We start from the raw sequence: 22,485 nt of genomic DNA, 5'->3' as shown, positions 1-22,485 counted from the left end.
CAACGGGAAGCAAGCACGGTCCGGACGGTCACCAAAGGGAGAGCCGCCGTCGTCCGAAGGGGGCCCCGAGGCCCAGAAGATGAGCTCCTTGATGACTGTTGGCCGGCCCGGTCCTGTCAGGTGTGTTCCAGCAGCTGCCGGATCCCGTCGCGGATGAGCGAGTCGCGTTGTTGCGGCATGAGCCAGGCAGCCGTGGACCCCCGGGCGGTCTTCTCGACGAACAGCACATCGTCGACGGCCTCGGCCACCGGATGCAGGTGGCTGATGACTGCGACTGTCTTGTCCCGGGTCACGCTGCTGCTCAGGACGGCAAGGGTGGCGTCCAAGCGGTCGGAGTCCAGCGAGCCGAACCCTTCGTCCAGGAACAGACTCTCCAGCTTGCTGTCGCTGCGGCTGTGGAGTTCCACGAGCGCCAGCGCCAGTGCGAGCGAGGTCTGGAAGGTCTCCCCGCCGGAGAGGGTCTTCGGGTCACGTGCGAGGTTCGTGGCGAGGTCCATGATCTGGAAGTCCTCGGTGAACGCATAATTGCCCTTGGAGATTTGCTGGAGGATCCTGCTGCCGCGGCTGAGGAGTGATCGGGTGCGCCGCTTGGTGAGATAGGCCAGGAACCTTGCGTCGGTGAGCTGATCGCTCATGCTCTTCCACACCGCGGCCTGCTGTTCTCCAGCTTCGAGGGCGATGTCCAGCGCGCTGGCGTAGGGGATTTGGGACCGCGCGGTGCGCAGGTCGTCCTTGGCCTTGTCGTGCGCGGCTTCCGCTTGGATTGTCATGCGACTGAGCGGGTCGAGAACACCGGGGGCGAGCAGATCGCTCTGCGGCGGCACCGGAAAACCAGGACTGTCGTCGATTGCATCGGCGACGGCTCCTGCTTGGCGGGTGAGCTCCTTCTCGAATGCGCGGATCTCGTCGACAGCCTGCTGTGCGCTCTGCCCGAGTGCGCCGGCCAGTCGTTGATCCAGCGAGGCGAGGGCCAGACCGTAGGCGTCGACGACGGCCAGGTCGGCTCCGTCCGGGGTAGGCGGCAGCTCGGTGGACGCATTGTCGCCGAGAAGGTTTGCGGTATCGGTGGCCGCGTCTGCCCAGCGCTCCAGTTGCTTCATGAGATTGCGTGCGGGGGCATCGACTTTGCGCCGGCGGCGTGCATCCAGCGCCTGCCCGCTCTCGGCGTGCAAAGTAAGGGCCTGCCTGGTTTCGTCGCGGTCCTGTGCTGTCTGCTCGAGCCGGGCGAGCAGCTGGCCGGCCGATTCCTGCGCGGAGGCGATGTCCTGCGAGGAGGGGAGCTTCTGCTCGGAGGCCTGGGCGGGGCGGATAGAGGCCGGGAGTTCGGCGACCTCCGCCAAGAGGGCTTGCAGCTCGGTGTCGTGCTGCAGCTGGACCTTGTCCAGCCGTTTACGGTCACGATGCAAGCGGCTGCGCTGGCGCTTGAGGTCGGCCCCTGATGCTTCGTTCTCGGCCTGCGCCGCCGCCAGTTCTTCCCGGGCGCGTGTGTGGCCCGCGAGGGCTTCGTCTTCCGCGTCACGCAGCGGCTGGACGAGTGCCTTGACCGCACGGGTGATCTGGGCCCGGCCTGTTGGTTCGCCCTCAGCGAGGGCGCGCGCTTGTGTGGTCGCCCGCCCGGTCAGGCTGCCCAGCGCGGTGGCCGTCGCAGGAGCGCAGGTCGACCGGGCCGCGTCTACCAGCTCCTGTACCTGGAGCAGCGCCGCAGCTGTGCGCTCGCCGGCGGCCAGGTGCGCGCGCCGGTGCTTTTCGGCCGTCCGCTCGGACTCTTTCAGCTGCGCGGCTGCTTCCGCTCTGGCCTCCACCGCCTTGCCGACGGCCCTCGTGCGCTTGGGGACCTCACGTTGCGCCCGGCCAAGCGCCTTGCTGTCCAGCGGTGACGGAGGAGTGAAGCCGCTCGGCACAGGCTGGGTACAGACCGTGCAGAGATCCCCTGGCACCAGATGAGAACCTGCCGCGTGGGCCGCGTCACCATGCTGCAGCGCAGCGAGGGCGTCTTGGGCTTCTTCCACGGCGTCGCGCAGCGCATCCAGCTTGTCCTCCAGGCCGGCGCTGGCGCCGCGCTGCTCCTGAACTGTCTCAAGCGCCGTGCGCTGCGACTGCAGATGCCCGGCCGCGGCGTTGGCTTCCTGCAGCGCAGCCCGGACGGCCTCCTGGACCTGGTCGGTGTGCGTGCGCGCCTCGGTCACGGTGCGCTCGGCCCGTTCGGCCGCCTCGACGAGAGCTGCCTTGCCCTGCTCGCGCTCTGTCAGCTCCTGCCGAGCCTCTAGGTGCTGCTGCTCATGCTCGTTGTGCTGAAGCTGCTCCTGCTCCAGCCGCTGCACCATGGCGCCCAGTCCAACTGCACGGTCCGGCAGGCGGGCCAGGACCGTGAACGCACTGGACAGGGATCGGACCGTGCCACCGTCCTGAGCGGCCACGTCCAGTGCGGTCTGCGCCGTATTCAGTTTCAGGCTAAGGCTACGTGTGGTCGTCTCATGGGCTGCTGCCTCGGCATCGAGTTCTCCCTTCGTGCGGGCCAGCGCGGTCAACGTGATGCTTGCATCCGGCACGGCGCGCTCACGCAGCATCCGTGCCGTCTTGTCCACAGCGGCCTTGCGATGCGTGTGCTCGATGGCCCGGTTCTGGGCCGCGCGCAATTCGTCCAGCCGTTCACGCCGGCGGGCTGCGATGCCGCGGAAGTGCTCCATGTCCGCTACCGCCTGGGATGCGGCAGCACGGGGATCGTCCAGGAGGCGATGACGGGCCCTGGTGGCATCGGTGATCTGCGCGTTGAGGCGTTCCAGCCGTGTGCTGGCCAACTTGCGTACACGCTCGAGTTCATTGATGCCGAAGATGTGCCGCAGGATGTCGGCACGGATGGCGCTCGGGGCCTTAAGGAGGGTGTCGAACTTTCCCTGGCGCAGCAGCACCGTGCTGACGAAGCCGTCCCAGTCCAGCCCGATGATCTGGGTAACCGCCTTCGTTACCGCGTCCTTGTGGTCGACCCGCGTGTCGGCGGCATCATCGGCCAAGGGATCGAGCACAGCCCGCGGCCTCGTCTTGCTGTCCGCGTACAGGGTGCGGCGCACACTCCACGCACGACCGTTCGCCGAGAACTCGAACGCCACGTGCATGCTGGGGCAGCCCTTGCTGATCAGCTCGCGGACGTCCTTGCCGTTCTTCGACCACGAGCATTCGCCGTACAGGGCGAAGATGATCGCCTCGAGGAGGGAGGACTTCCCCACTCCGGTGGGGCCCAGGATGGCGAACAGGCGCCTGTCGGTGAAGTCGATGGTGCAGGTACCGGGGTAGCTGCGCACCCCGGTGAGGGTGAGTCGCAAAGGTTTCACAGTGCCTCCGTCCAGGTCGTCTCCAGTGCGGTGCGCAGCAGCTCCTCGGCGGGGACCGGCGGCGGCGTCTCGTCGTCGAGTTCATTGAGCAGGTGGATGAACGCGGTGACGGTGGTCTCCGCGGCAGCGCTGCTCAGTCCCTCTTGCGCCAGGTAGGCGCGGAAAGAGTCGGGGAGATTCGGCTCGTCGCCAAGATCGGTGTCCAGGACAGCGCCGTCGGCCGCTACCCGCGCCGGTGCCGGGTTGATGAGGATCGCGAGGGGGACGATCTCGGCGATTCTTCGGCCAAGGAGCACATCAGACTCCTCGCCCGTGATCACCGCCTTGAGGAAGGCCCCGTCGTACTGATCTGCCGCAGCCTCCAGTTCATCGAGGGTCCCGGTGAAGTTGGCCAGCCGCCGGCCGCTGGTGAGACGTCGGGGCAGGGCCCGGACCGGCCGCCCCGGGTCGGCGTCGACGATCACCACACTCTTGGATTCGCCGGCTTCGCCGAAGTCCATGGGGAGCGGACTGCCCGCGTAGCGGGCCGCGAACTTGAGCCCCTCTACGGATTGCGGACGATGGATGTGCCCGAGAGCGGCGTACGACACCACCGGAATGTCCCCGGGATCGGTCTCGAAGGCCTCGTCCACGACCCGTTCGCTCGGGGAACTCCGTACACCCGCGACCAGCACATGGGCCGCAAAGAGCAGGATGTCCCGGCCGGGGTCGTACCCCTCGTGCAGGGCCTCCACCAGCTCCGCTTGCACCTCGCGAATCCCCTCGGCGTAGTCGGCGTACGAGGCGCCCGGTGCAGAGCGCTGCCAGAACCGGTTCGGATGCACGAACGGGATGGCCGCCAGCCGGATCCGCTGCTCACCGCCGCAGGCGTCGAACGTGAGGATGCCACCGTCGTGTCCCGGGCGGAGCCGGTGGATGAAGGACAGGCCACGGCCCCAGGCCGGGCCGCTCATGTAGTTGAGGAACTCGAAGTACGCGGGGGAGTCGTGGTTGCCGGCCACGACCACGGTGGGGGCGACGGCGGCGAGTTCGCCAAGGCTGTGCATGGCGCGCATCAGGTCCCGGACCGTGGGACGGGAGGAGTGGAACAGATCGCCGCTGTGGACGATCAGGTCCGGTCGGCTCTCCTGGGCGATGGCCACGATTTCGGCTAAGACAGCGTCGAAGTCCTCTTCGCGTGGATGCCCGTACAAGGTGTGACCCAAATGCCAGTCGGAAGTGTGGAGCAGTCTGCTCATGCCTTCGTGCGCCCTTCTGGAGGCGAGGCGTAGGAGGGCACCGGTGGTGCCTTACGAGCCCGGGACGTTACACCAAAATCACAGGAGAAAAACTGGGCATCATGAGCAACTGTTAGCATGCGGGGATGGATGAGCATCTGGTCGCTCTCGAAAAACGCATGCAACACCTGCAGGAAGCGATCCGGCAGGCGCTCACAGAACACGACACCGCCCAAGTGAATCTCCTGGGCGAAGAGTTGACGCGCACCCAACGCGCCTGGAACGTTCTGTGCGGGATCAGCGACGGCCCGGAAACAGCCCGCCCGGACAACGCCCCGGCACCCGCCGAGCCCAGCTACGGCGATCTGCCCGTACGCGACCGGGTCCACCAGGCGCTGACCCTCCTCACCACCCCCGCCTCGCCCAAACTGCTCAGCCAGGTCCACCAGGCGTTCTTCTCAGGCCCCCTGAACACAGCACGCCTGACCACCCTGCGCCGCGACGAGGAACGCTCCTTCCGCTCCGCCCCCTACGGTCGCGCCTACTACATCTGCCCCGCACTGACCTCCGACCTGCTCTCACCGGCCCGCGCGCTGCTCGCCCTGAGCACCTGGCCGCTGGAGCAGCGCGTAGTGGGACCGCTCACCCAACGCGTCCACTTCCTCACTTCGGCCCTGCGCCTCGCGGACGCCGCCGAACAGTTCGCCGGCGAAACCGAGTTGCCGCCACTCGTCCAGAAGCTCCTGCTGCACTACAGCCGCAACATCCACGGCGACACCACCCGAGGCCTCCTCGACCTGCCCGCGCTGCGCCGCGCCGCCGCTGCAGAACTGGAGATCCACGCCGACGACGACGCCGACACCCGCGCCGAAGCGGCGCGGCGCGCACGCCAACAACTCGGCGACGCAGAACAGATCTTCGGCAACATTCTGCGCAACACCGTCCGCCTGCGCCGCACTTCGTAAACCCGACTCCGCTACCTGCACGGCCGTGCCCTGTCTCTCCAAGGAAAACAGTGAGCTCGATCGACACACGACTGGGCGTTTTACGCGGATCCGCGCCGCCCATTCCGCACAATGCACGAACCCTGGCAGCACTGACCGCCAACCCGAGCTGCGACCGCCGCTCCCTGATAGACGCCGCCGGCATCGACAAAGCCGCCCTCGCCGCCCATCTGGACCTGCCGCAGCCGCTGAGGAAATCCCAGCTCGCCCTCGACTACGGCCTCGCCTTCGAACACAAGGTCACCGCCCAAGCCGGAGCACCACTGCTGCCGCTGCTGCGCCAAGCCCTGGGCCTGACGCTGCCCGAGGTGTCCTACGAGGACGTCAACAGTGTCGGCAGCGATGACGACAAGTCGCGCCTGCAGCTACGCCACTCCCGCACCCGCTCTCGCATCCTCAGCGCAGCACACCACAGGTCAAACGACCACCGCACCCTGCTCGACCACCCCGTACTGCGCCTGACCGTCGCCGGCCATCAGGCCTACCTCGAGCCCGACGTCATCGCCTTCCAGCATGACGGCGCCTTCCACATCGTCGAGATCAAATCCTTCCCCGCCATCCACGGACAGCCCGACCCCACCAAGGTCACCGCGGCGCTGACCCAGGCAGCGGCCTACATCCTGGCCCTGCGCGAACTCCTCGCCGACGACGGCCTCCCAGGGGACCGCGTCTCCGACACCGTGATCCTGGTCAACCCGCGCAACTTCTCCCTCCACCCCACCGCCACGCCCCACAACGCCTACCAGCAGATCAAGTCCTTGAGCCGCCACCTCGCCAGACTCCGGCGCTTGCCCGACCTGCTGGACAAGCTTCCCCCCGGAACCACCTTCGACCTGGCCCCCGGCCCCGACGAGAAGCCGGCCCGGCCCCGCGGCGAACTCCTCTCCGCACTCGCCACCGTGCGGGCCCGCTACACCCCCGGCTGCCGCCGCCACTGCGACCTGACCTTCCACTGCCGCAACGAAGCGCGCAACCAGAGAAAAACCGAGGCCCTGGGCACCACAGTCCGCGACGACCTGGCAGGAATCGACACCATCTCCACAGCCCTGGCCCTCACCGACGGACGACTGCACCCGGCACGGGACCAGAGGGACATCACCCAAGCCCTACGCCACGCACAACGCATCCACGAAGACCTCCAGACAGACATCGCATGAGCCTGCTCACCTCACTCCTACGGATGCGTGCCGCCGACACCGGCAACGCCCTGCGCACCAGCCACCTGCGCCACCTCCACCTCAGTGACCAGCCGCTGATGCTGCTGGCGCTGAAGCGAACCGGCCCCGCCGCACGACCGCTGGCCGTCATGCTGGGCACCGACCCGTATCGCCCCCAGCTCCTGGTCGCGCCGCCCTCAGGAAGCACCGCCCTCATGCTTACCACCCTGGCCGACGCCGTCACCACATACATCGACGCCTGCCAGCGGCACCGCGAACTCCTGCCCGCCACCGCCAGCAAGCCAGCACGCCAGCGCTGCACCGACGCCCCCCAGATCCTTGTCCCCAACCCCCAGACCGTGCACCACCTGAAAGACCTCGGAGACAACCTGCGATTCCGCAGAGTCGACGACCAAAATCCCGCCTCCCGGACCGTCCAGCGCCTGGGGCACTGGCTCACCTACCTCACCGACCGCGCCGACCTCTCCGGCTCATCCGCACTCATCCCCATGACCAGCTTCCTCGGCATGCACTGGGTCACCGGCCAGAGCCCTCTGGAGGACGAGGACCTCGCCACCCTGCTGGCCTGGATCGACCCGCCCCGCCACACAGCCTCGGGACGCGACGCCGCACACCAAGCAGAAGACCCGGCCACCCACCGGCCCGCGGGACCAGCCACCGACGCCGCTTTCGACAACGAGCAGCTGGCACCCCTGTTCGACGCCCACGTCCGCGCCCGGCACCGCGGGCAGGACCAGACCCTCACCCTGCAAACACTCGACCGCCTGCTGACCGCCTACCTGCAACCCACCTGGGATTCGATGTGGCAGGCCTACGGACTCCTGCAGGCCATCCCCGAAGCCAAGGGCAGCACACGCCGCTGGAACCACGAACGCACCGCGTTCACCGACGAATGCCTCCACCTGACCCAGGACGGACGCCCCCGGCCCGCCCGCGAACAAGCCGTCGCCGCTGCCGTCCACCTGGCCCGCATGGAACGCGGAGCCGCTGCCTTCGCCGCCGAACGAGCCGCCGACGACCCCTTCGCACGGGCGGAACTGCGCACCACCGGCGAAGCCATCGGCGCAACCGTCACCGCGATCGACCCGGAACACACCCTTCGCGGACCCACCGGACGCGCACAATGGCGACCCCGGCTCACCGTGACCACCACCGACCCCGTGCACATGGAACCCGGCCAGCTCCTGGCCTGCCACACCCACCGCAACGCCCGCTACAAGATCTGCGAGGTCACTCCGGCCGACGGCGCCACCCTCGTCGGACTCGAAATCACTGCAGGCATGGGCCCCGTGGCCCGACCCAACCACGCCGTCCTGCCCGACCTCGGCGCCTTCCTCGTCTTCACCATCGCACCGGACCACTACCGGATGCCGGAATTCCCCTCACGAGACCAGACACCCTGGACCCACGGCGGGCCACCTCCCGACCACCCCGACGACAGCGACGAGGACGAGGAGGAAGAGTGACACCCCCGCACCGGCCATCGCCGCAACAGCACATGGACACGGCCGCCCGCGCCGTCCTGGATCAACTACCCACGCTCACCCACCGCGGACTCGTCGTGGACTCCCCACCCGGCGCCGGAAAATCCACACTGGTCGCCCACGCCGCCGACGTCCTTGCGCACTCCAGCGGCCCTTGCGTCGTCATCGCCCAGACCAACAGCCAGGTTGACCATCTCGTGCGGCGCTTCGCCCAGCATCACCCGCACCTGAAAATCGCCCGACTCACCGCAACCGACCACACCGTCCCGGCCGACCTGCAGGCCCAACCCGGCATCCGTATCGGCACCCGCATCGAAGACCTCGAAAAGACAGCCGACGTCATCGTAGGAACCGCCATGAAATGGGCCACGGTCACCGATCGCCGATGGCCATGGGCGATCGTCGACGAGGCCTACCAGATGCGCTCCGACATGCTTCTGTGGACTGCTGGCATCTTCGACCAGGCACTCTTCGTCGGAGACCCCGGCCAACTCCACCCCTTTTCCACGGTCAAAACCCATCGCTTCGCAGGTCTGCCGCATGACCCCATGAACAGCGCAGTCGCCGTCCTGCTCGCCAACAACCGCGACCTGCCCGTCCACTCCCTGCCGGTGTCCTGGCGACTGCCGCCCTCAGCCGTTCCCCTGATCAGCGGCGCCTTCTACCCCTTCACGCCCTTCCACGCCGGAAGTAGCGAAACCGACCGCACCCTCACCTTTATGGCCACCGGCATGCGCACCCCAGCCGATACGGCCATCGAGAACGCCGCCCGAACCGGATGGGCACTGCTTGAACTACCCGCCCGCATCACCCACCAGATCGACGTCGAAGCCTTCCACACTGTCCTTGACATCGCCGAGCGACTGCTGATCCGCCGCACCATCACCACGTGCGAGGGAGCCCCCCAAGGCCACCGCCTGCTACCAGGTGACATCGCCATCGGTACCGCTCACCACAGCCAGGCCCACCACATCCGTGCGCTCCTGGCCCGCCAGTACCCACACCTCCACGGCGTCACCATCGACACCGCCAACCGGCTCCAGGGCTCCGAATTTCGCGTCACCATCGTCCTGCACCCCCTCTCAGGCCGCAGCGACGCCTCCGCCTTCCATCTCGAAGCCGGCCGCCTGTGCGTCCTCACCACACGACACCGCCACGCCTGCATCCTCGTCGCCCGCGCCGGCATCGCCGAACTCCTGGACGCCCACCCCTCCAACGACCCCGTACACCCCGGAGTCGCCTCCAAAGCCCCCGACGGCTGGGAGGCCAACCATGCCGTCCTCGCCCACCTGACCCAGCACACCATCTACGCCCAGACGCAGCCCAGTCACCGACGCGGATGAGCAGCACAACACTCGCCCGCAATGGCGCCGCCCTCACAGCCACAGCAGGCGCGTGCTCCAACACCCACGCCAGTGCCGAAGCAGCCGATAAGGGATGGCGATGATCGGTGAACCTCTAGGCTTCCCTCCAATAGGAGCGCGCACGTCAGGCATTGGGGGCAACGAGGTGGAGACCGTACGGCTGTCGCCGTTGAGTGAACAGCTGGTTGCCATCGGCTTTGAGTGGCTTGCCCAGGGTGCGCCGACTGTGCTGAGCAGTGCACCGTTTGGCCCCGAGCTGACCTTCAGCGCGCCGAAAGGCTGGCAGAGCGTGTACGAGTCATCGTGGGAGCAACTGGCCGAGCAGGCCGCAGGGCTTCTCGCCGATGGACCGTTGTTCCTAGTGCCAACATGGGAGCGAAGGGAGAACCTGGACAGGCATCGTGCAACCAGCCCCGACTCCTTCTACGCCGAGGTCATGATCTCGTGTCGCCCGGCTTCATCCGACGCTGTGATGGCGGTGCTCCTGCCAGCGCAGGCGTGGAACTCTAGCCGGCCATGGGCGGCTGAGATGCGCACGAAGGTGGCCGAGCTCTGGGACACCCTGCTCGTGACCTACGTATTTGGCGCGTTGACGCAGTTGTCACTGAGTAGCGAATCGGTGGTGGTCTTCCTGCGGGCGCGAACGCAGACCAAACCGGTACTGAAAATGTTCCAGGTGCCGCGCCCTCGCCCCGATGAGGCAGCTGTCGTCAAGGACTTCGAGCGGCTGTTGGCCCGTCAGGGCGGCAGGGGAGAACACGGCTACGTACTGCGGGAGCACCCCGGCCCGGAAGAGAGCTTGCACTTCGATCGCTTCGACCCGCACATCCTCCAACGCCGCGAAGACCTTGCCGGCTTCGGCGCCGTCGATGCCCTCAGCGATCTCTTCACGTTCCACCGCGCCCCCTTCCCTGAAACAGTCCTGAAGAGGGAACACCTGACGTCACAGAAGGATCCCGGCGGGACGCGCATAATCCGGCCATCGGATATTGGCCGGGACGGCACGATCGCCCCGCCGTCGGAGGAGACTTTGTGGGCATCTATCCCACCAGATCGGCAACTCACTGCGGGGGACCTACTGATCCGCCGCCTGATCGCCCCGGTTACGGTGCCCCCGCACGGCTTTTTCACCGCCGAGATCGCCGAAGAAGACCTTCCCGCCGCCGCCTCCGAACAAGTGGTGGTCCTCAGACCCATCAAGCCGCTCTCCCGGCCGCAGGCCCGCTTGATCAACTTGTTCCTGCGTACCCCGCTGGCTCTGACTCTGGCCGGGCCACGGCTCACCGCCACGACCATGGAAGCGCTGTCCGTGCTGCCCGTCCCGCAGCCCGATGAGGCGCTGACCAAGGCTATCGACGAACTGACGGCTGCCAAACAACAGTTCAAACAGTGGGAACAGCAAGCGGATTCGGTGATCGAGACCGTTTTTCTGGAGAAGACCGCAGCCCGGGCACGCGCCCACGTCATCGACTCCGGCCGTGCGCTGCGTCTGCGCGCTGAAGCAGCCTCGCTGCTCGACGACCTCGGCCACAGTGTCCGCACCCGCTTCCCCTATCCCATCGCCTACCGTTGGCGCGAGACCGAGGCACGCATCAGTGCTGGCGACGCCCAGGCCGCCTACGCCGCGATCCTGGACACTGCCGAGCAGCTGCTGTGCTACGTTGCCCAGCTCGTCCTCGCCCTTACCCACGCGAGACAGATCACCCTGGGTGCGGTGACAGCGATCCGGGACAAGCTCGCTGGCGGGCGCAGCGGCCCCGGCTTCGGCGACTGGGCCAACGTCCTCAACGAGGCAGCGACCAGCCGACAACTCAACAACCTCCCGGAAGCCCACCCCCTCAACGACATCCGGACCCTGCTGGCGCATGTGGTTGCCGAGAAGGCCCGCCAAGCCCTGAGCGAGCGTCGCAACGACCAAGCCCACCTGCGGCGTGTCGACCCGATCGACCTGCCCCACGCGATCGACATCGCCTTCGCCGACCTGACCTGCTTGGTCGAACGGGCCCGCTTCCTGGCCGACCTACCCCTGATTGAAATCACCGACCTTCGCTGGGACACCTTCGCCCGCAGCGCCCGCGTGGAATACCGGGAACTAGCCGGAGACCACCCTGTTGTCCCGACCCGCGTGATGACCTCACCCAGCAACGACCTAGAAACAGGCAGCCTTTACCTTCGTGACACCGATGGCGCACTGCACCTGCTGCGCCCGTTCCTGATCGGCCGGGACTGCCCGATCTGTCGCACCTGGTCCACCTTCCACGCCGACCGGGCCCCTAAGGGCGCCGTGGTCTTCAAAAGCCTCGAACACGGTCACACCCTCGAGGACACATCTCCTGATACCCGCCGCCTATTGGGACAGATCCGCTTGGTGTGAAGCACCGCGCTGCGGGCCTACATTGTTGGTGGCCGCCAGCGATCGTGCCACGCCAGCTCCGTGAGGCGCAGCGGGCGGTTGATCAATGATCAAGTCCACTTGAGGACAGGCCAACAGCCTCCCCTATGCCCTGCCTGACCGCTCAGCCCCTTGTCGGTACGCCGCCAGGCTGGCGGCCTCACCCGCGGTCGCGCACCACACCATGAACGATCATGATGCGATGTGCCGACCAGGTGCTGTCGCAGGTGCCACAGCACGGTCTTGCCCATCCTCGCCCACCGCGCTGAGGCTTCGCCCCACGAGGTCCCAGTCCGTGAAGCGTCACCTGGCCACACACCGGGCAGTGACACCCCGCGGGCACGGCGAGCGACGCACCGCTCGCATTGCTATTTCTCGGGATCTGGCTCCGCTTCTGTGGTGCGAGTGGGAGGGCGTGCCCAAGAGTCGGCTCCCCGGCTCTGACCTGCCTAACACTGGCCACTGCACGACCTGGCCCCCAGCGTGGTCGCTGACGGCACAGAAGCTGGGCCAGCACCGCCTCTCGTGAACAAGGCCGGTCGTAAGCCGGCTCCCAGGCGCCACCTCGGGCTGGTGCACAGATGCCAGGGGGCTTGGGAGACCGGCAGATGCCGCTCGGGGGGCGACTTCGAGGGCCCTCAGGCCGACGGTGATCTGTAGTTGTCGGGTGGACTGATCCGGCTGTCTACTACAGGTGGGTGCTGCTGCCCGCGCCCTCCATCCTTGGCCGATCTTTCTAGAACATGCGCTGTCCCACGAGCTTATTGAAGGTCTCCTGATAGGCCTTCAACGCGGCATGGGCGCGGCTTACCTCGCCGCCGAACAACCCACCCTTGAGGGGGCCCCACTGGGCACCCTGACTTTCGAATTCGTGTACCAGCTCGGCCGCTGCGTTGCCGTGGCTCTGGGTTCGCCAGGTCGAGCGCCCGTACCAGTGGGAGCGGCTCCATGATCGTCCCTCCGGGTTTGCGGTCGTACGCACATTCGTCATGTCCTGTGCGATCACCCCGAGCATCACTTCAGCCCGGTCGAATTCCGCGCTGTAGGTGTCATCGTCGGGCCACTGGTCCGAGAAGATCGGGCGAAGCACGTGGTGCACCCACTCAGCAATCGGGGTGTGGTATTTGCCGTTATGGCGTTCAGTGAAGTCCTTCAGCGAGTCGTGGAGGTCTCGCTCCGCGATGGTGGCGCGTGCCAGAGCGTTGGGAACCCAGTCCGTGGTGTCGCCGAATGCCTTGTGCGGATCCGTGACGTCGATGATCGGTGCCGGCTTCTGCTCGTACCTGTCCCTGACCGACGGATCGACAACGAGTGCTTTGAGGTTGGCCCAGTTGCCGCTCGATGCGCACGCGAGCGTGGCGGTCATGATGCCGATCATGCCCGGCAGGTGGCGGAGTCCAATGAGTGCAGCCTTCCCGCTCTCCGGTTTGACTGCCGCGCCGACGAACGCCCGCATGCCGTTTGCCCATGGCCGCAGCGATTCGGGCGCTCCCCAGCGGGATGCGATCTGAAGTGACGCGCAGAACGGCTCCGAGAGAGCCCAGAGGTCTCGCGCCTCCTCGGCAATCTGAACGATCTGTTCTTCGTTCGTGCCGTCCAGCGACCTGGCCACTCGGTCCTTGTCCTTTAGGACCGCGAGCACACGCTGGGCCTCCTGCGAGACTAGGTCGTCCAACTCGATGCGACGTGAGGGTTCGAGAAGCATCTCCTTGGTGAGCCGCTTGAGAAGGTCCACCCGGTCCGCGGCTGTCGCCTGCTCGACTGCGGCCAAGGCTGTTGCCGGATCGGGTCTCTTCTCACCGAGCAGCCGATTGATCGTGGTGACGAGACTGGCCGCGTGGGCCATGTGCGCCTTCCCGAACAGGTCGGCGTAGTTGAGGTCGCTGAGCATGCGCCCTGCCCCAAGGTCCCATTCGGGCACGTCGCCCGCGTCGAATCGCACCGGGATCAGCCAGACACGCCCCGGCGCCCTGAGACGAAACTCTTCGACAGCGAGTGCCAGTTCCTCGTTCATGTAGGACTTGGCCTTGGCCCGGGAACCATCCGAGAAGCAGGCCAGGAAGACGAGCGATCCGTCTCGGATCGCCGTTCGAATCTTGGCTTTCCACGCATCGCCCGGTCCGAGGTCCTTGCGGTCGCGCCAGTACGGGATCTGAGCCGCCTCCAACACGGTGCAGAGACTGTCCACCTGATCAAAGTCCTCGTGGACGTACGAGATGAAGACGTGTTTGCCTGCTTCGTCGCTCATGCGTCGAATGATAAGTCCGGGGTCTGACAACGAGAGTGGTGTGGGAAGAGGACCCGTCGCTGACGCCGTCCGGCGGCGCACACAAGGGGAAGGCGAACGCGCCTCTTGGGCAGCCGCGCCCGGGGCGATGCAGGCCCTGGACGGTTTCGGGTTAACTCAATTTTCCAGGGGGTCTGAGCAGGGACGAACGAGGTATCCGTGTTTTGGGACGATGAACACGTCGGCCTGAGCAGGTGCCGAGCAGACTGGCCCCGAGAGCGTCGGCGAGGGCACCCTTGAGACATCAACGGCGGGACACGACCCCGCACCAATCCCTTCCCGAATCGCCCGGGTTGGGTGTCTCACTCTTCCCTTCCTGGAGCTGCTCATGTCCGTCCCTCCCCTGCCCGCCGCCAGCACCGGGCAGCCAGCGTTCTGCGCCGGCCACCTTCCCACTCGCACCCAGCCGGGTCGGCTGGGCATCCCGGAGGTCGTGGTCATCGTCGTAGTCGTTCTGGCATCGGCTGCCCTGGCTGCTGGCAATCGGCCCGTTCCGGCCGCGCTGGTCGTGGTGGCCGCTGCCGTGGCCGACCTGATCACAGGCCGCCGCTCCAGCGACCCTGTCAAGCCCTCCCGCCGCCGCGGCCGGTGACGATGGGCCGCCCCACCGAACCCGTCCACGCCGGTGCCCGGCCCCGACTGCGAGCCCTGGCCGTATATCTGCGGCAGCTCAAGGACAAGACCCACACCACCTACGCCACCCTGTCAGAGTGCACCGGCTCACCGAACACGCCCGGCTACCGCGGAGCATCCACCCTCAGCCAGGCCGCTCGCGGCACCCACCTGCCCCCGCTCGAGACCGTCCTCGCCTATGCCCGCGCTGCCGGCGACCCCGGCAGCTACTCCACGCAGTGGCGGGAAGCGAAAGCCCGGATCCTGTGGAAGGAAGCCGCGATCGAGAAAGCCCGACCCCACCTGACTGGTCGGAGCCGGCGGACCCGTCAGATCCGCACCCAGGCCTCGCTGAGCCGGGAGCTGACCAGGCTGCGCCTGCGGGCCGGGCAGCCCTCTTACAGCGCCATGGAGAAGGCGACCCAGGCTGACGGGCACCGTGTGCCGCGTTCGACGGCCCACCTGATCCTGAACGGGAAGATCCTGCCCAGCCGCGAGCAGCTGTCCGCGCTCCTGAAGGTCTTCAATGTGAGCGTCGCGGCTACCACCCAGTGGCACGCGGTCCTCGACCGCGTCGAGGACCGCGTGCGTCCGCCCGAGCCGCCCTTTCGAGGGGGAGGGTACGTGTGTGCAGACGCCGACCCGGCCGTGCAGGAGTACCTCGAACGCCGCGAACGCGACGAGGAGATCAAGCGTCGTGCCGGGCAGATCCATTCGGACGAGACGTACGAGGACTACGAGGAGCGGATGGCTGAGAAAGCATTCCAGCGCGCTGCGGACGACTGGCTGTACGAGCAGTACGAGGACGACGAGCCCGAAGGCGACGACGAGGCTGAAAGGCAGAGCCAGGCCGCCGAGCAGGTCGCCTTCCGTGTCCGACTGAAAGCCTTGGTAGAGAGCGCGTCGCCCCCGCGGGACGGGGGCACGCCTGACAGTTCTCGAACCCCGAACTGACCGCGGCGTCCGCCCCAACGTCGCACCCCCGGGGGACGGCACACAGGTCCTGTGCGGCCTGCGAGCTCCGCGACACAACCGCTCTGTCGTTACAAAAGTATGTACCGTCGGCTAAGGTGGTCTGTAGGCGTTACATTTTTGACGGCGTGGCCGCTTTCCGCCTGGCGGCGGCTGCGCCAGGCCGACCCTCGATCGCGCCTCACTACCTACTTGCCACCTCTGCTTTGGAGCCTTGGGTGTCTTCCTCGCACTCGTCCCAGACCCCCGGTGAGGCGGCCCCCGGCCCTGCCGTGCCGGACAACTCCGCCCACGATGCCACGCCCGCAACGCCCACGGAGCCGACTGATCCGGTTCCACGCTGGGCGGGCACCTGGCCCATGCGTTTCCCGACGCACCCGACGCATCCCTTCCTGTCTGCAGCGGCCGGGACAGCCTCCGGAAACACGGACCACGAGGATGGTGAACCCATGACAGCCGACAGGCCGTTGGCCGAGCCGGAAACCATCGCCGCACCCCCGGCCTCCTCAGAGGCACCAATTACCCCTCCTGGCTCAGACGCCCATGCGCTCACCGGCCCTGCGACGCTGCACGAAGCCCGCAGCGCGCTCCCACAACTGATCCGTGCCGCCACGGAGGGCAGACCCACGCCACTGACCCGCGGTCCATACCACGCACTGCTCACCACCCCCGCCCAGGCAGCCAGACTGGGATGGGACCTCACCCAAGCTGCAGCGCACAGCATCACGGACGCGCGCAAAAAGCTCGGCAACTTGATCGAGCTCGCCGCCGAGGGTCACCCCCAGGTCCTGCGCCGTCACTCCACCCCCGTCGCCGTATTGCTCCCCGCTGCCGAGGACGCCACTCCCATTCCGGCCGCCCCCGCATCCACGCCCGACATCGCCCCTCCGGCCACCGCGATGATCCCGGACTCCGCCACACCTCCGGAAGGCAAGCAATCCGCCCAGGGCACCGATCCGGCCGCAGCAACAACCGAAGCTGCCCAGGACCCCGTGCCCGCCACAGCCGGCCCCGCACCCACAACCGCCCCCACCACCGAATCGGCCGCTGCAACTGCCACGTCGCCAGAACCTCAGCAGCCCGAACCAGCACCAGCAGTTACACCCACCCCCCCCACCGACCCCGCCTCAACCAGCACCACACCGACCGCCTCAGCTCCAACCCCACCCCTCCCCGCAGCACTTGGCACCACACCCAACGGTCCGTCCTCCAAGCACCCGACCCCGCCACCGCCCGTCCTGCCAGTAACCCCCGCCGCCCCACCAGCCGCCACTGCCGTGACAACCGGCGTCAACCACGAGACCGCAACCCCCACCAACCCACCGACCACTGCGCCGCGCACCTCGCGACGCTTGGCCGCACTTGCCCACGCCCTGGACACCGTCCTCCCCGCCACCACCCCAACCGATGAAACCGCCACACCCAACCCCCTGATGGGCCTGTCGACCGGCATCCGCGCCCTGGACGACGCCCTCGGCGGCCTGCAGCCCGGCCGCTTCTACCTCGTCGCCGCCGCCCCGGGAGCCGGATCCAGCCTGATCGCCACCGCCGCCGCACGTACCGGCGCCCTCGATCAACACCAGCCCGTCCTGTACGCCGCCTCCGGACTGACCCGCGCCGACATCGCCGCCCGGATCGTTGCCGCGCACCTCCCAGTCGACTACCGCCGCCTGCGAGCCGGCCACCTCACCCCCACCGAGCAGAACGACATCGGTGCCCTCCACCACCTCCTGGCCTCAGCCCCGCTGTACATCGACGACGGCACCGACCTGACCACCTCCGCGATCGCCGAGAGCGTCCCGGACCTGCCAGGTCTGGCCCTAGTCGTAGTCGACCGCCTGCAGACCACCGAGGACCCCCGGCTGCCGTTGTCCGGCCCCGCCCAGATCACCGACGCCGCCCAAGCCCTCGCCCACCTAGCCCGCACCCACGGGCTCCCCGTCCTCGCAGCCGTCGACACCGACGACCCACACCTACTTGCCGCACTCGGCCTCGACATCACCATCACCCTCACCCGCGACACCGACCAGATCCACGCCACCATCACCGAGCGCGACCTAGGCCAACAAGCCACCCTCGCACTCCACGCCGACCTCGCCCACGCCCGCATCACCGACCCCGCCAACCCCTACGCCAGCCCCCCAGCACCGCAGACACCCCCCACCCCGACGACCGCAAACCCCGACACCCCCGCACAGGCCCCGCAAATGCCCGCTCAAGCCCCCACCAGCCCCCTCCCAGACCCCGCCCCGGCGGCCCATACCGCCACCGCCCCCGGGAAACCGCCTACCCGCACCAGCCCGCCCGGGGGCGGGCACGCAAGCCGGGACTACAGCTACTACACCGAAATGATCACCCGCGCCGTCGAGGAAGCCCTCCAAGACCACGACGGTGACGTCACAGCCGCAACCGAAGCCCTAGTGAAAAAGGCCGTGCCGAACGCAATGTCCTTGTTCGAAGCAACCCGCGTCGGCGGAAACTACGAGCACACCGTTTACCCGGAAACCCTGGAATTCCTCCGCAAGAAAACCAAAGATGGCGCCGACGAAATCTGGGAAGGCCGCCACAGCTGGACCAACACCCACCTCATGGACGCCCTCCACAACGGCACCCACCCCCCGATCACCGTCGACGCCCTCGACACCAACGCCAGCTTCCTCTCCGCCTTCAAGACTCACCTGCCCATCGGCGCCCTGACCCACGACCCCGACGGCGGCTTCGACCCCAAACGCTCCGGCATCTACCGCCTCCCCACCCGCCCCACCTGGCACCACCCCAACCTGCCCGACCCGATCGGCAACCGCCGCGAAGAAGGCCCCGTCCTCCTCGACGACGCCACCATCCGCCTGCTGATCCGCTGCGCCCGACTCGGCCTGTGCGAAGCCCCGCACATCAGCGAACGCTGGACCTCCGGCGCCAGCGAGGGCCTGCTGGAAAAATTCCGCCGGGTCCTGACCGAGGCCCGCACAAACGCCATCGAAGCCGACGACACAGTGACCGTCGAATACATCAAAGCCATGTACTCAAAATTTACCTCAACCATCGGCGAATCAAGCATCAACCGCGACATCCGCCGACCCGACTGGATGCACATCATCCGCTCCCAGGCATTCGCAAACCTCTGGCACAAAGCCCACCGCGCCCACAGCAATGGGCTAACCGTCGTCCGCGTCCGCGGCACCGATGAACTTCACGTGACCGGCGACTGGCGTACGGTATTCACCGAAGGCCGCCTACCCACTCAAATGAAACAAAAAGACCAGTACCCCCTGCCGAGGAAAAGCACCCGATAAATGTCAACCGACGGATGGAAGAACTACGGCACCCACGGCGCAGACCGCGACCCCGGAAACGTCCACGGCAAAATCGCACTCGCCCGCGCTCTCGAAGACGCCCTCGAACTCATGATCATCGACGGCGGAATCAAATCCCCAGCCGACACCCGCCGAGGCCTGAAAGCCCGCATGCGCTACCTCACCACCACCAAAAGCGGACCCCAAGCCCTAACCGACGCTGGCATCCACGCCACCCCCGCCACGATCCGTGCCTGGACCCGCGGCACCCAACGCCCGCGCCCAGACAACCTCGAAGCGATCGACACCGCCTACTGGAACCTACGAGCCCACAACGTGCTCACCAACCCAGGCGCCCTCAAGCAACACCTCAACCGCAACGGCCGTGGCACCCGCATTGAGATCCACCCCGTCAACCAGACCACCGTCGACGGGCCACGCCGCCGTGACAACCTGAGAATCCAACACCGGCAAGTCCGCTACATCTGGGACGACGCAGTCGACGCCCTCGTCGCCAGCGACCTCAACACCCTGGAAGACCTCTGGGACGACGTCATCGCCGAACTCGACTCCGACTGGGGCGCCTACACCTACGTCTCCTACATCGGCATCGGCGCCTAAGACGTCACCTCACTTGGTGTGATCTTGCGGCAGCCTGGGGTGACGACTCCCGCGCCTACCGAACGGATTGGCGCCGGAAGACCTCCAGGTGCTGTTCCAGCGGATACTGCCGCCGGCTCCGGAACGCCCACGGGGCGGAGAGCACCGAGAGTGAATCGGCTTGCCCCGCTCAAGAGTCCGAGGGCACATCCGCCATTCATACTGGCGAGATGCCAACTCCCATGCTTCGAACGGCTACTTCGACCGATGTACTGGATGTGCTCAGGCTCCTCGCTCAGGTCCCTACGTGGGAGGAGAAGAACATGGACTCCTGGCGAAGGGACCTGAAGGAGCAGGAAGAGCATGGAGACGGAGCCCCGCACGGTGTGTGGGTACTGGAGGCCGACGGCGCGGTGCTGGGGGTGGCCACTGTGAAGCGGGGACGGCGGGTCCCGAAGACGATCGACGACAGGACATGGCCGGTCTACCTGGAGTACCTGATCATCGACGAGCACCACCGCGGCGGCGGCCGCCGCTACGGCGCCCGACTCGAAGAGCACGTGATGCAGGAGCTGACCCAACAAGGCTGCTCCGGGGCCTACCTGCACGTGTTCAAGAAGGACGACGGCTGGGAGGAGGCCCTGGGATTCTGGGAGTGCCAAGGCTGGGAGCAGGCAGCCAACTCCCACCCGACACACATCCTGATGACCAAGGAGACTGCCGCCTCCGCCCCTGAGTCACCCTGAGCACCCCGCACGGCCCTGCCCTGATCAACAGCCCCGCCGGCTGCGCCCAACCCAGCACGTCACGGCCCCACCCAGGCTCACGAGGCATGCCGCAGGGGCATGCCTCCATACTGATCGCGAGCTCGCGGCGACGACCCGCCCCGCCCCGCCCCGGTGACCGCGGCCGCTATCTACGAGCCAGCCTGGGCGCCGTGGCCGTCTTCGCGGGTGCTCTGGTAGCTCAATAGATGAGAGGGCGCTGGGCCTGATGTGGGCCCCCAACAGCTGCTGATCGGTGGCGGGTTCAAGCGATCGGCGTAGCCTGAGCGCTCGCGGAGGACTGGCCGCGCTCAGCACGAGGAGGACCCCAGTGGATTGGCTCATTGCCGCCGCTCAGCAAACCAGTACGAGCACCAGCCCCGTCTGGCTCGCACCTCTCCTGGGCGGCGTCGGCGCTCTGCTGGGTGGCAGTCTCACCTCCACGGTCGCCTGGCGCGTTCTGTCCGATACGAAGAAAGCGAGGACACGCGCTGAGGAGAAGGTGGCCACGGAGACCATCACCGCTGCCCTCCTAGAGGTGCGCCAGACCTATCGGAAAGGCGAAGTCGGCACGGGACCGGCACCCGACGAATTCGAACACTGGCCCGACTACCTCCTCTCCAAGCTCGGTGCGGCGGAAGTCGCAGTCATGGCCTTCAGCAGTGAGGACCTACGCAAACGCCTCACCTCGTCGCTGGATCTGCTCCTCTGGGGAGCCCACGACTCGCAGCTGCTGTACGAGACGCGTCTAGGTAGTTCGCGAGTGGTGGCGTATGCAGCGCACCACGACGCCTTGGCCTGTCTCGGTGCCAATCTCCGTGGCGAACCGCTACCAGACGCCGCGGAGAGGTGGACGAACGCGGACCACCAGATGCGATGGCAAGACGAACAGGTACGCCGGGCAGAAGAGGGAGAGTGACGCGCCAGGATGACGCCGCAACTGGACTGTGCGGTCTCGGAGCATCCGCCACTGCTCCCTCCGCAGTCCGGCTCTCCGTTCGAGCCCCGAACAGCCCGCCAGGAGCCAATTACCCCGCTAAGCAAAATAGCTAGCGGGCTATTTCGGTAGAAACCTGCGTATTGGTGACTAGCCGGAGCGGGTGGAGGCCTTCGAAAGGCCTGTGCCCGCCGGCAAGGTGAGCCTTGTGCGCCGCTCACCGGTCCGCGGTCCGGAACAGGTGCCACTGCCGTGTGTCATCCCTGCAGGTGCCTGCCCGGCAAACTCGACGGCCTGACCCAGGCGTTCGTTCACCGAGGACGCTGCGCTGCCGGAGCCAGGGGAGGAATGAGCCCCTGCACGCTCTGTGAAACAGGCATGCCGCTCCGCAGAGTGATGGTCTGTGGGGAAGCGTTGGTTGAAAGTCGTTGCCTGGGCGTCGGTATTGCAGGTGTGGTGACGTGTTCGTTGAGTTCCCGAGAACCGACCAAAAACCCAAGCGCAAAGAAAGATCTCGAATTGAGTCCCTGATATCCCACTTCGTGACACGGCAATGTACCCCCTTAGAGAACATCACCTGGAGGGAACCGGTACAGAACACCCAACACTCCGCCAGAGAGAATATGCACCGCGAGCTTTGAATTCCTCTAGGATGTTTTTCTGCCACTATTTCGGGCGCAAAGTTTTCTAGAAGGTATACACCACTAGCCACAACACGAAGAGTGACCGTTACGTAATTATGTATGACGAGAGAGCGTTACATTAATGGGTACACATTAGATACAGAGGCACACCGAAGGGTGCTTCGACCCGGTTCAGCTCTACCTTGGTACCAGCAGTCGAGCGTCACGAGAGGTAAAAAGGGCAGTTCAGAGGTACAGAAGGAGCACCAGAAGCCCGATGCAGCCACCCTCAAGGAATGTAACGCCCCGCAGAGGCCGGCCTCACTCCTTTTGCCAGCCTGTAACGCTGCGGAGCAGCGTTACAAACCGTCGCGGAGCGACGGGCAACTCTCCGTCACGTAGTGACGGCGCGTCATGTCTCCGGAGGAG

At 66.8% G+C, this 22,485-nt stretch carries 14 protein-coding genes and 1 pseudogene; 12 read left to right on the top strand and 3 right to left on the bottom strand.

Going from position 1 to position 22,485, the window contains the following annotated elements; all coding sequences use genetic code 11:
* Positions 1 to 116: 116 nt before the first annotated feature.
* Entirely contained in the window at positions 117 to 3,329 is a 3,213-nt protein-coding gene (locus tag ACFUNE_RS33320) for an AAA family ATPase (protein WP_383575781.1), read from the bottom strand.
* Positions 3,326 to 4,567: an exonuclease SbcCD subunit D gene (locus tag ACFUNE_RS33315; RefSeq protein WP_383575778.1), complete on the bottom strand. Its 1,242-nt coding sequence runs from the start codon at positions 4,565 to 4,567 to the stop codon at positions 3,326 to 3,328. The genes ACFUNE_RS33320 and ACFUNE_RS33315 overlap by 4 nt, the downstream gene beginning before the upstream one ends.
* Positions 4,568 to 4,692: 125 nt before the next feature.
* Here ACFUNE_RS33315 and ACFUNE_RS33310 point away from each other — a divergent pair, with 125 nt between their 5' ends.
* The 5 genes from ACFUNE_RS33310 to ACFUNE_RS33290 all read left to right on the top strand — a co-directional run bounded on the left by ACFUNE_RS33310 (position 4,693) and on the right by ACFUNE_RS33290 (position 11,950).
* Complete coding sequence (locus ACFUNE_RS33310) at positions 4,693 to 5,511, top strand: hypothetical protein (protein WP_383575775.1); 819 nt, start codon at positions 4,693 to 4,695, stop codon at positions 5,509 to 5,511.
* 50 nt (positions 5,512 to 5,561) lie between these two features.
* Positions 5,562 to 6,707 (top strand): hypothetical protein, encoded by a 1,146-nt coding sequence (locus ACFUNE_RS33305; protein ID WP_383575773.1) that lies wholly within the window; start codon positions 5,562 to 5,564, stop codon positions 6,705 to 6,707.
* Positions 6,704 to 8,194 carry a hypothetical protein gene (locus ACFUNE_RS33300; RefSeq protein WP_383575770.1) on the top strand — a complete coding sequence of 497 codons (1,491 nt, stop codon included), beginning with the start codon at positions 6,704 to 6,706 and terminating at the stop codon, positions 8,192 to 8,194. Before ACFUNE_RS33305 ends, ACFUNE_RS33300 begins: the two co-directional genes overlap by 4 nt.
* A gap of 32 nt (positions 8,195 to 8,226) precedes the next feature.
* Entirely contained in the window at positions 8,227 to 9,555 is a 1,329-nt protein-coding gene (locus ACFUNE_RS33295) for an AAA domain-containing protein (RefSeq protein WP_383575768.1), read from the top strand.
* A 166-nt stretch (positions 9,556 to 9,721) separates the two neighbouring features.
* Positions 9,722 to 11,950 carry a hypothetical protein gene (locus ACFUNE_RS33290; protein WP_383575766.1) on the top strand — a complete coding sequence of 743 codons (2,229 nt, stop codon included), beginning with the start codon at positions 9,722 to 9,724 and terminating at the stop codon, positions 11,948 to 11,950.
* Positions 11,951 to 12,704: 754 nt separating this feature from the next.
* Here the strand turns inward: ACFUNE_RS33290 and ACFUNE_RS33285 are convergent.
* A complete protein-coding gene (locus ACFUNE_RS33285; protein ID WP_383575763.1) occupies positions 12,705 to 14,216 on the bottom strand; it encodes a toll/interleukin-1 receptor domain-containing protein in 1,512 nt (503 codons plus the stop codon).
* A gap of 367 nt (positions 14,217 to 14,583) precedes the next feature.
* Here ACFUNE_RS33285 and ACFUNE_RS33280 point away from each other — a divergent pair, with 367 nt between their 5' ends.
* The 7 genes and pseudogenes from ACFUNE_RS33280 (at position 14,584) to ACFUNE_RS33250 (ending at position 21,415) form a co-directional block, all read left to right on the top strand.
* Positions 14,584 to 14,847, top strand: coding sequence for a hypothetical protein (locus ACFUNE_RS33280; protein WP_383575760.1), 264 nt, complete (start codon positions 14,584 to 14,586; stop codon positions 14,845 to 14,847).
* Positions 14,848 to 14,849: 2 nt separating this feature from the next.
* Positions 14,850 to 15,821: a hypothetical protein gene (locus ACFUNE_RS33275; protein WP_383575758.1), complete on the top strand. Its 972-nt coding sequence runs from the start codon at positions 14,850 to 14,852 to the stop codon at positions 15,819 to 15,821.
* A gap of 377 nt (positions 15,822 to 16,198) precedes the next feature.
* Positions 16,199 to 16,663 (top strand): annotated as a pseudogene (locus ACFUNE_RS33270) (type II toxin-antitoxin system prevent-host-death family antitoxin); the annotation flags it as partial.
* Between the two features lie 528 nt (positions 16,664 to 17,191).
* The gene (locus tag ACFUNE_RS33265; protein WP_383576017.1) at positions 17,192 to 19,132 is read left to right on the top strand and encodes a DnaB-like helicase C-terminal domain-containing protein; all 1,941 of its coding nucleotides are present in this window, start codon (positions 17,192 to 17,194) and stop codon (positions 19,130 to 19,132) included.
* On the top strand, positions 19,133 to 19,753 hold the full coding sequence (locus ACFUNE_RS33260; protein ID WP_383575755.1) for a hypothetical protein: 621 nt from the start codon (positions 19,133 to 19,135) through the stop codon (positions 19,751 to 19,753).
* A 209-nt stretch (positions 19,754 to 19,962) separates the two neighbouring features.
* Positions 19,963 to 20,478: a GNAT family N-acetyltransferase gene (locus ACFUNE_RS33255; RefSeq protein ID WP_383575753.1), complete on the top strand. Its 516-nt coding sequence runs from the start codon at positions 19,963 to 19,965 to the stop codon at positions 20,476 to 20,478.
* 349 nt (positions 20,479 to 20,827) lie between these two features.
* Positions 20,828 to 21,415, top strand: a complete 588-nt coding sequence (locus ACFUNE_RS33250) for a hypothetical protein (RefSeq protein ID WP_383575750.1) — start codon at positions 20,828 to 20,830, stop codon at positions 21,413 to 21,415.
* The last annotated feature ends 1,070 nt before the right edge of the window (positions 21,416 to 22,485 follow it).

It is taken from the genome of Streptomyces sp. NPDC057287 (assembly GCF_042667905.1).
Taxonomy (GTDB): domain Bacteria; phylum Actinomycetota; class Actinomycetes; order Streptomycetales; family Streptomycetaceae; genus Streptomyces.
The sequence above is the reverse complement of the archived record's forward strand: the minus strand, read 5'-3'. Positions and strand labels throughout refer to the sequence as shown.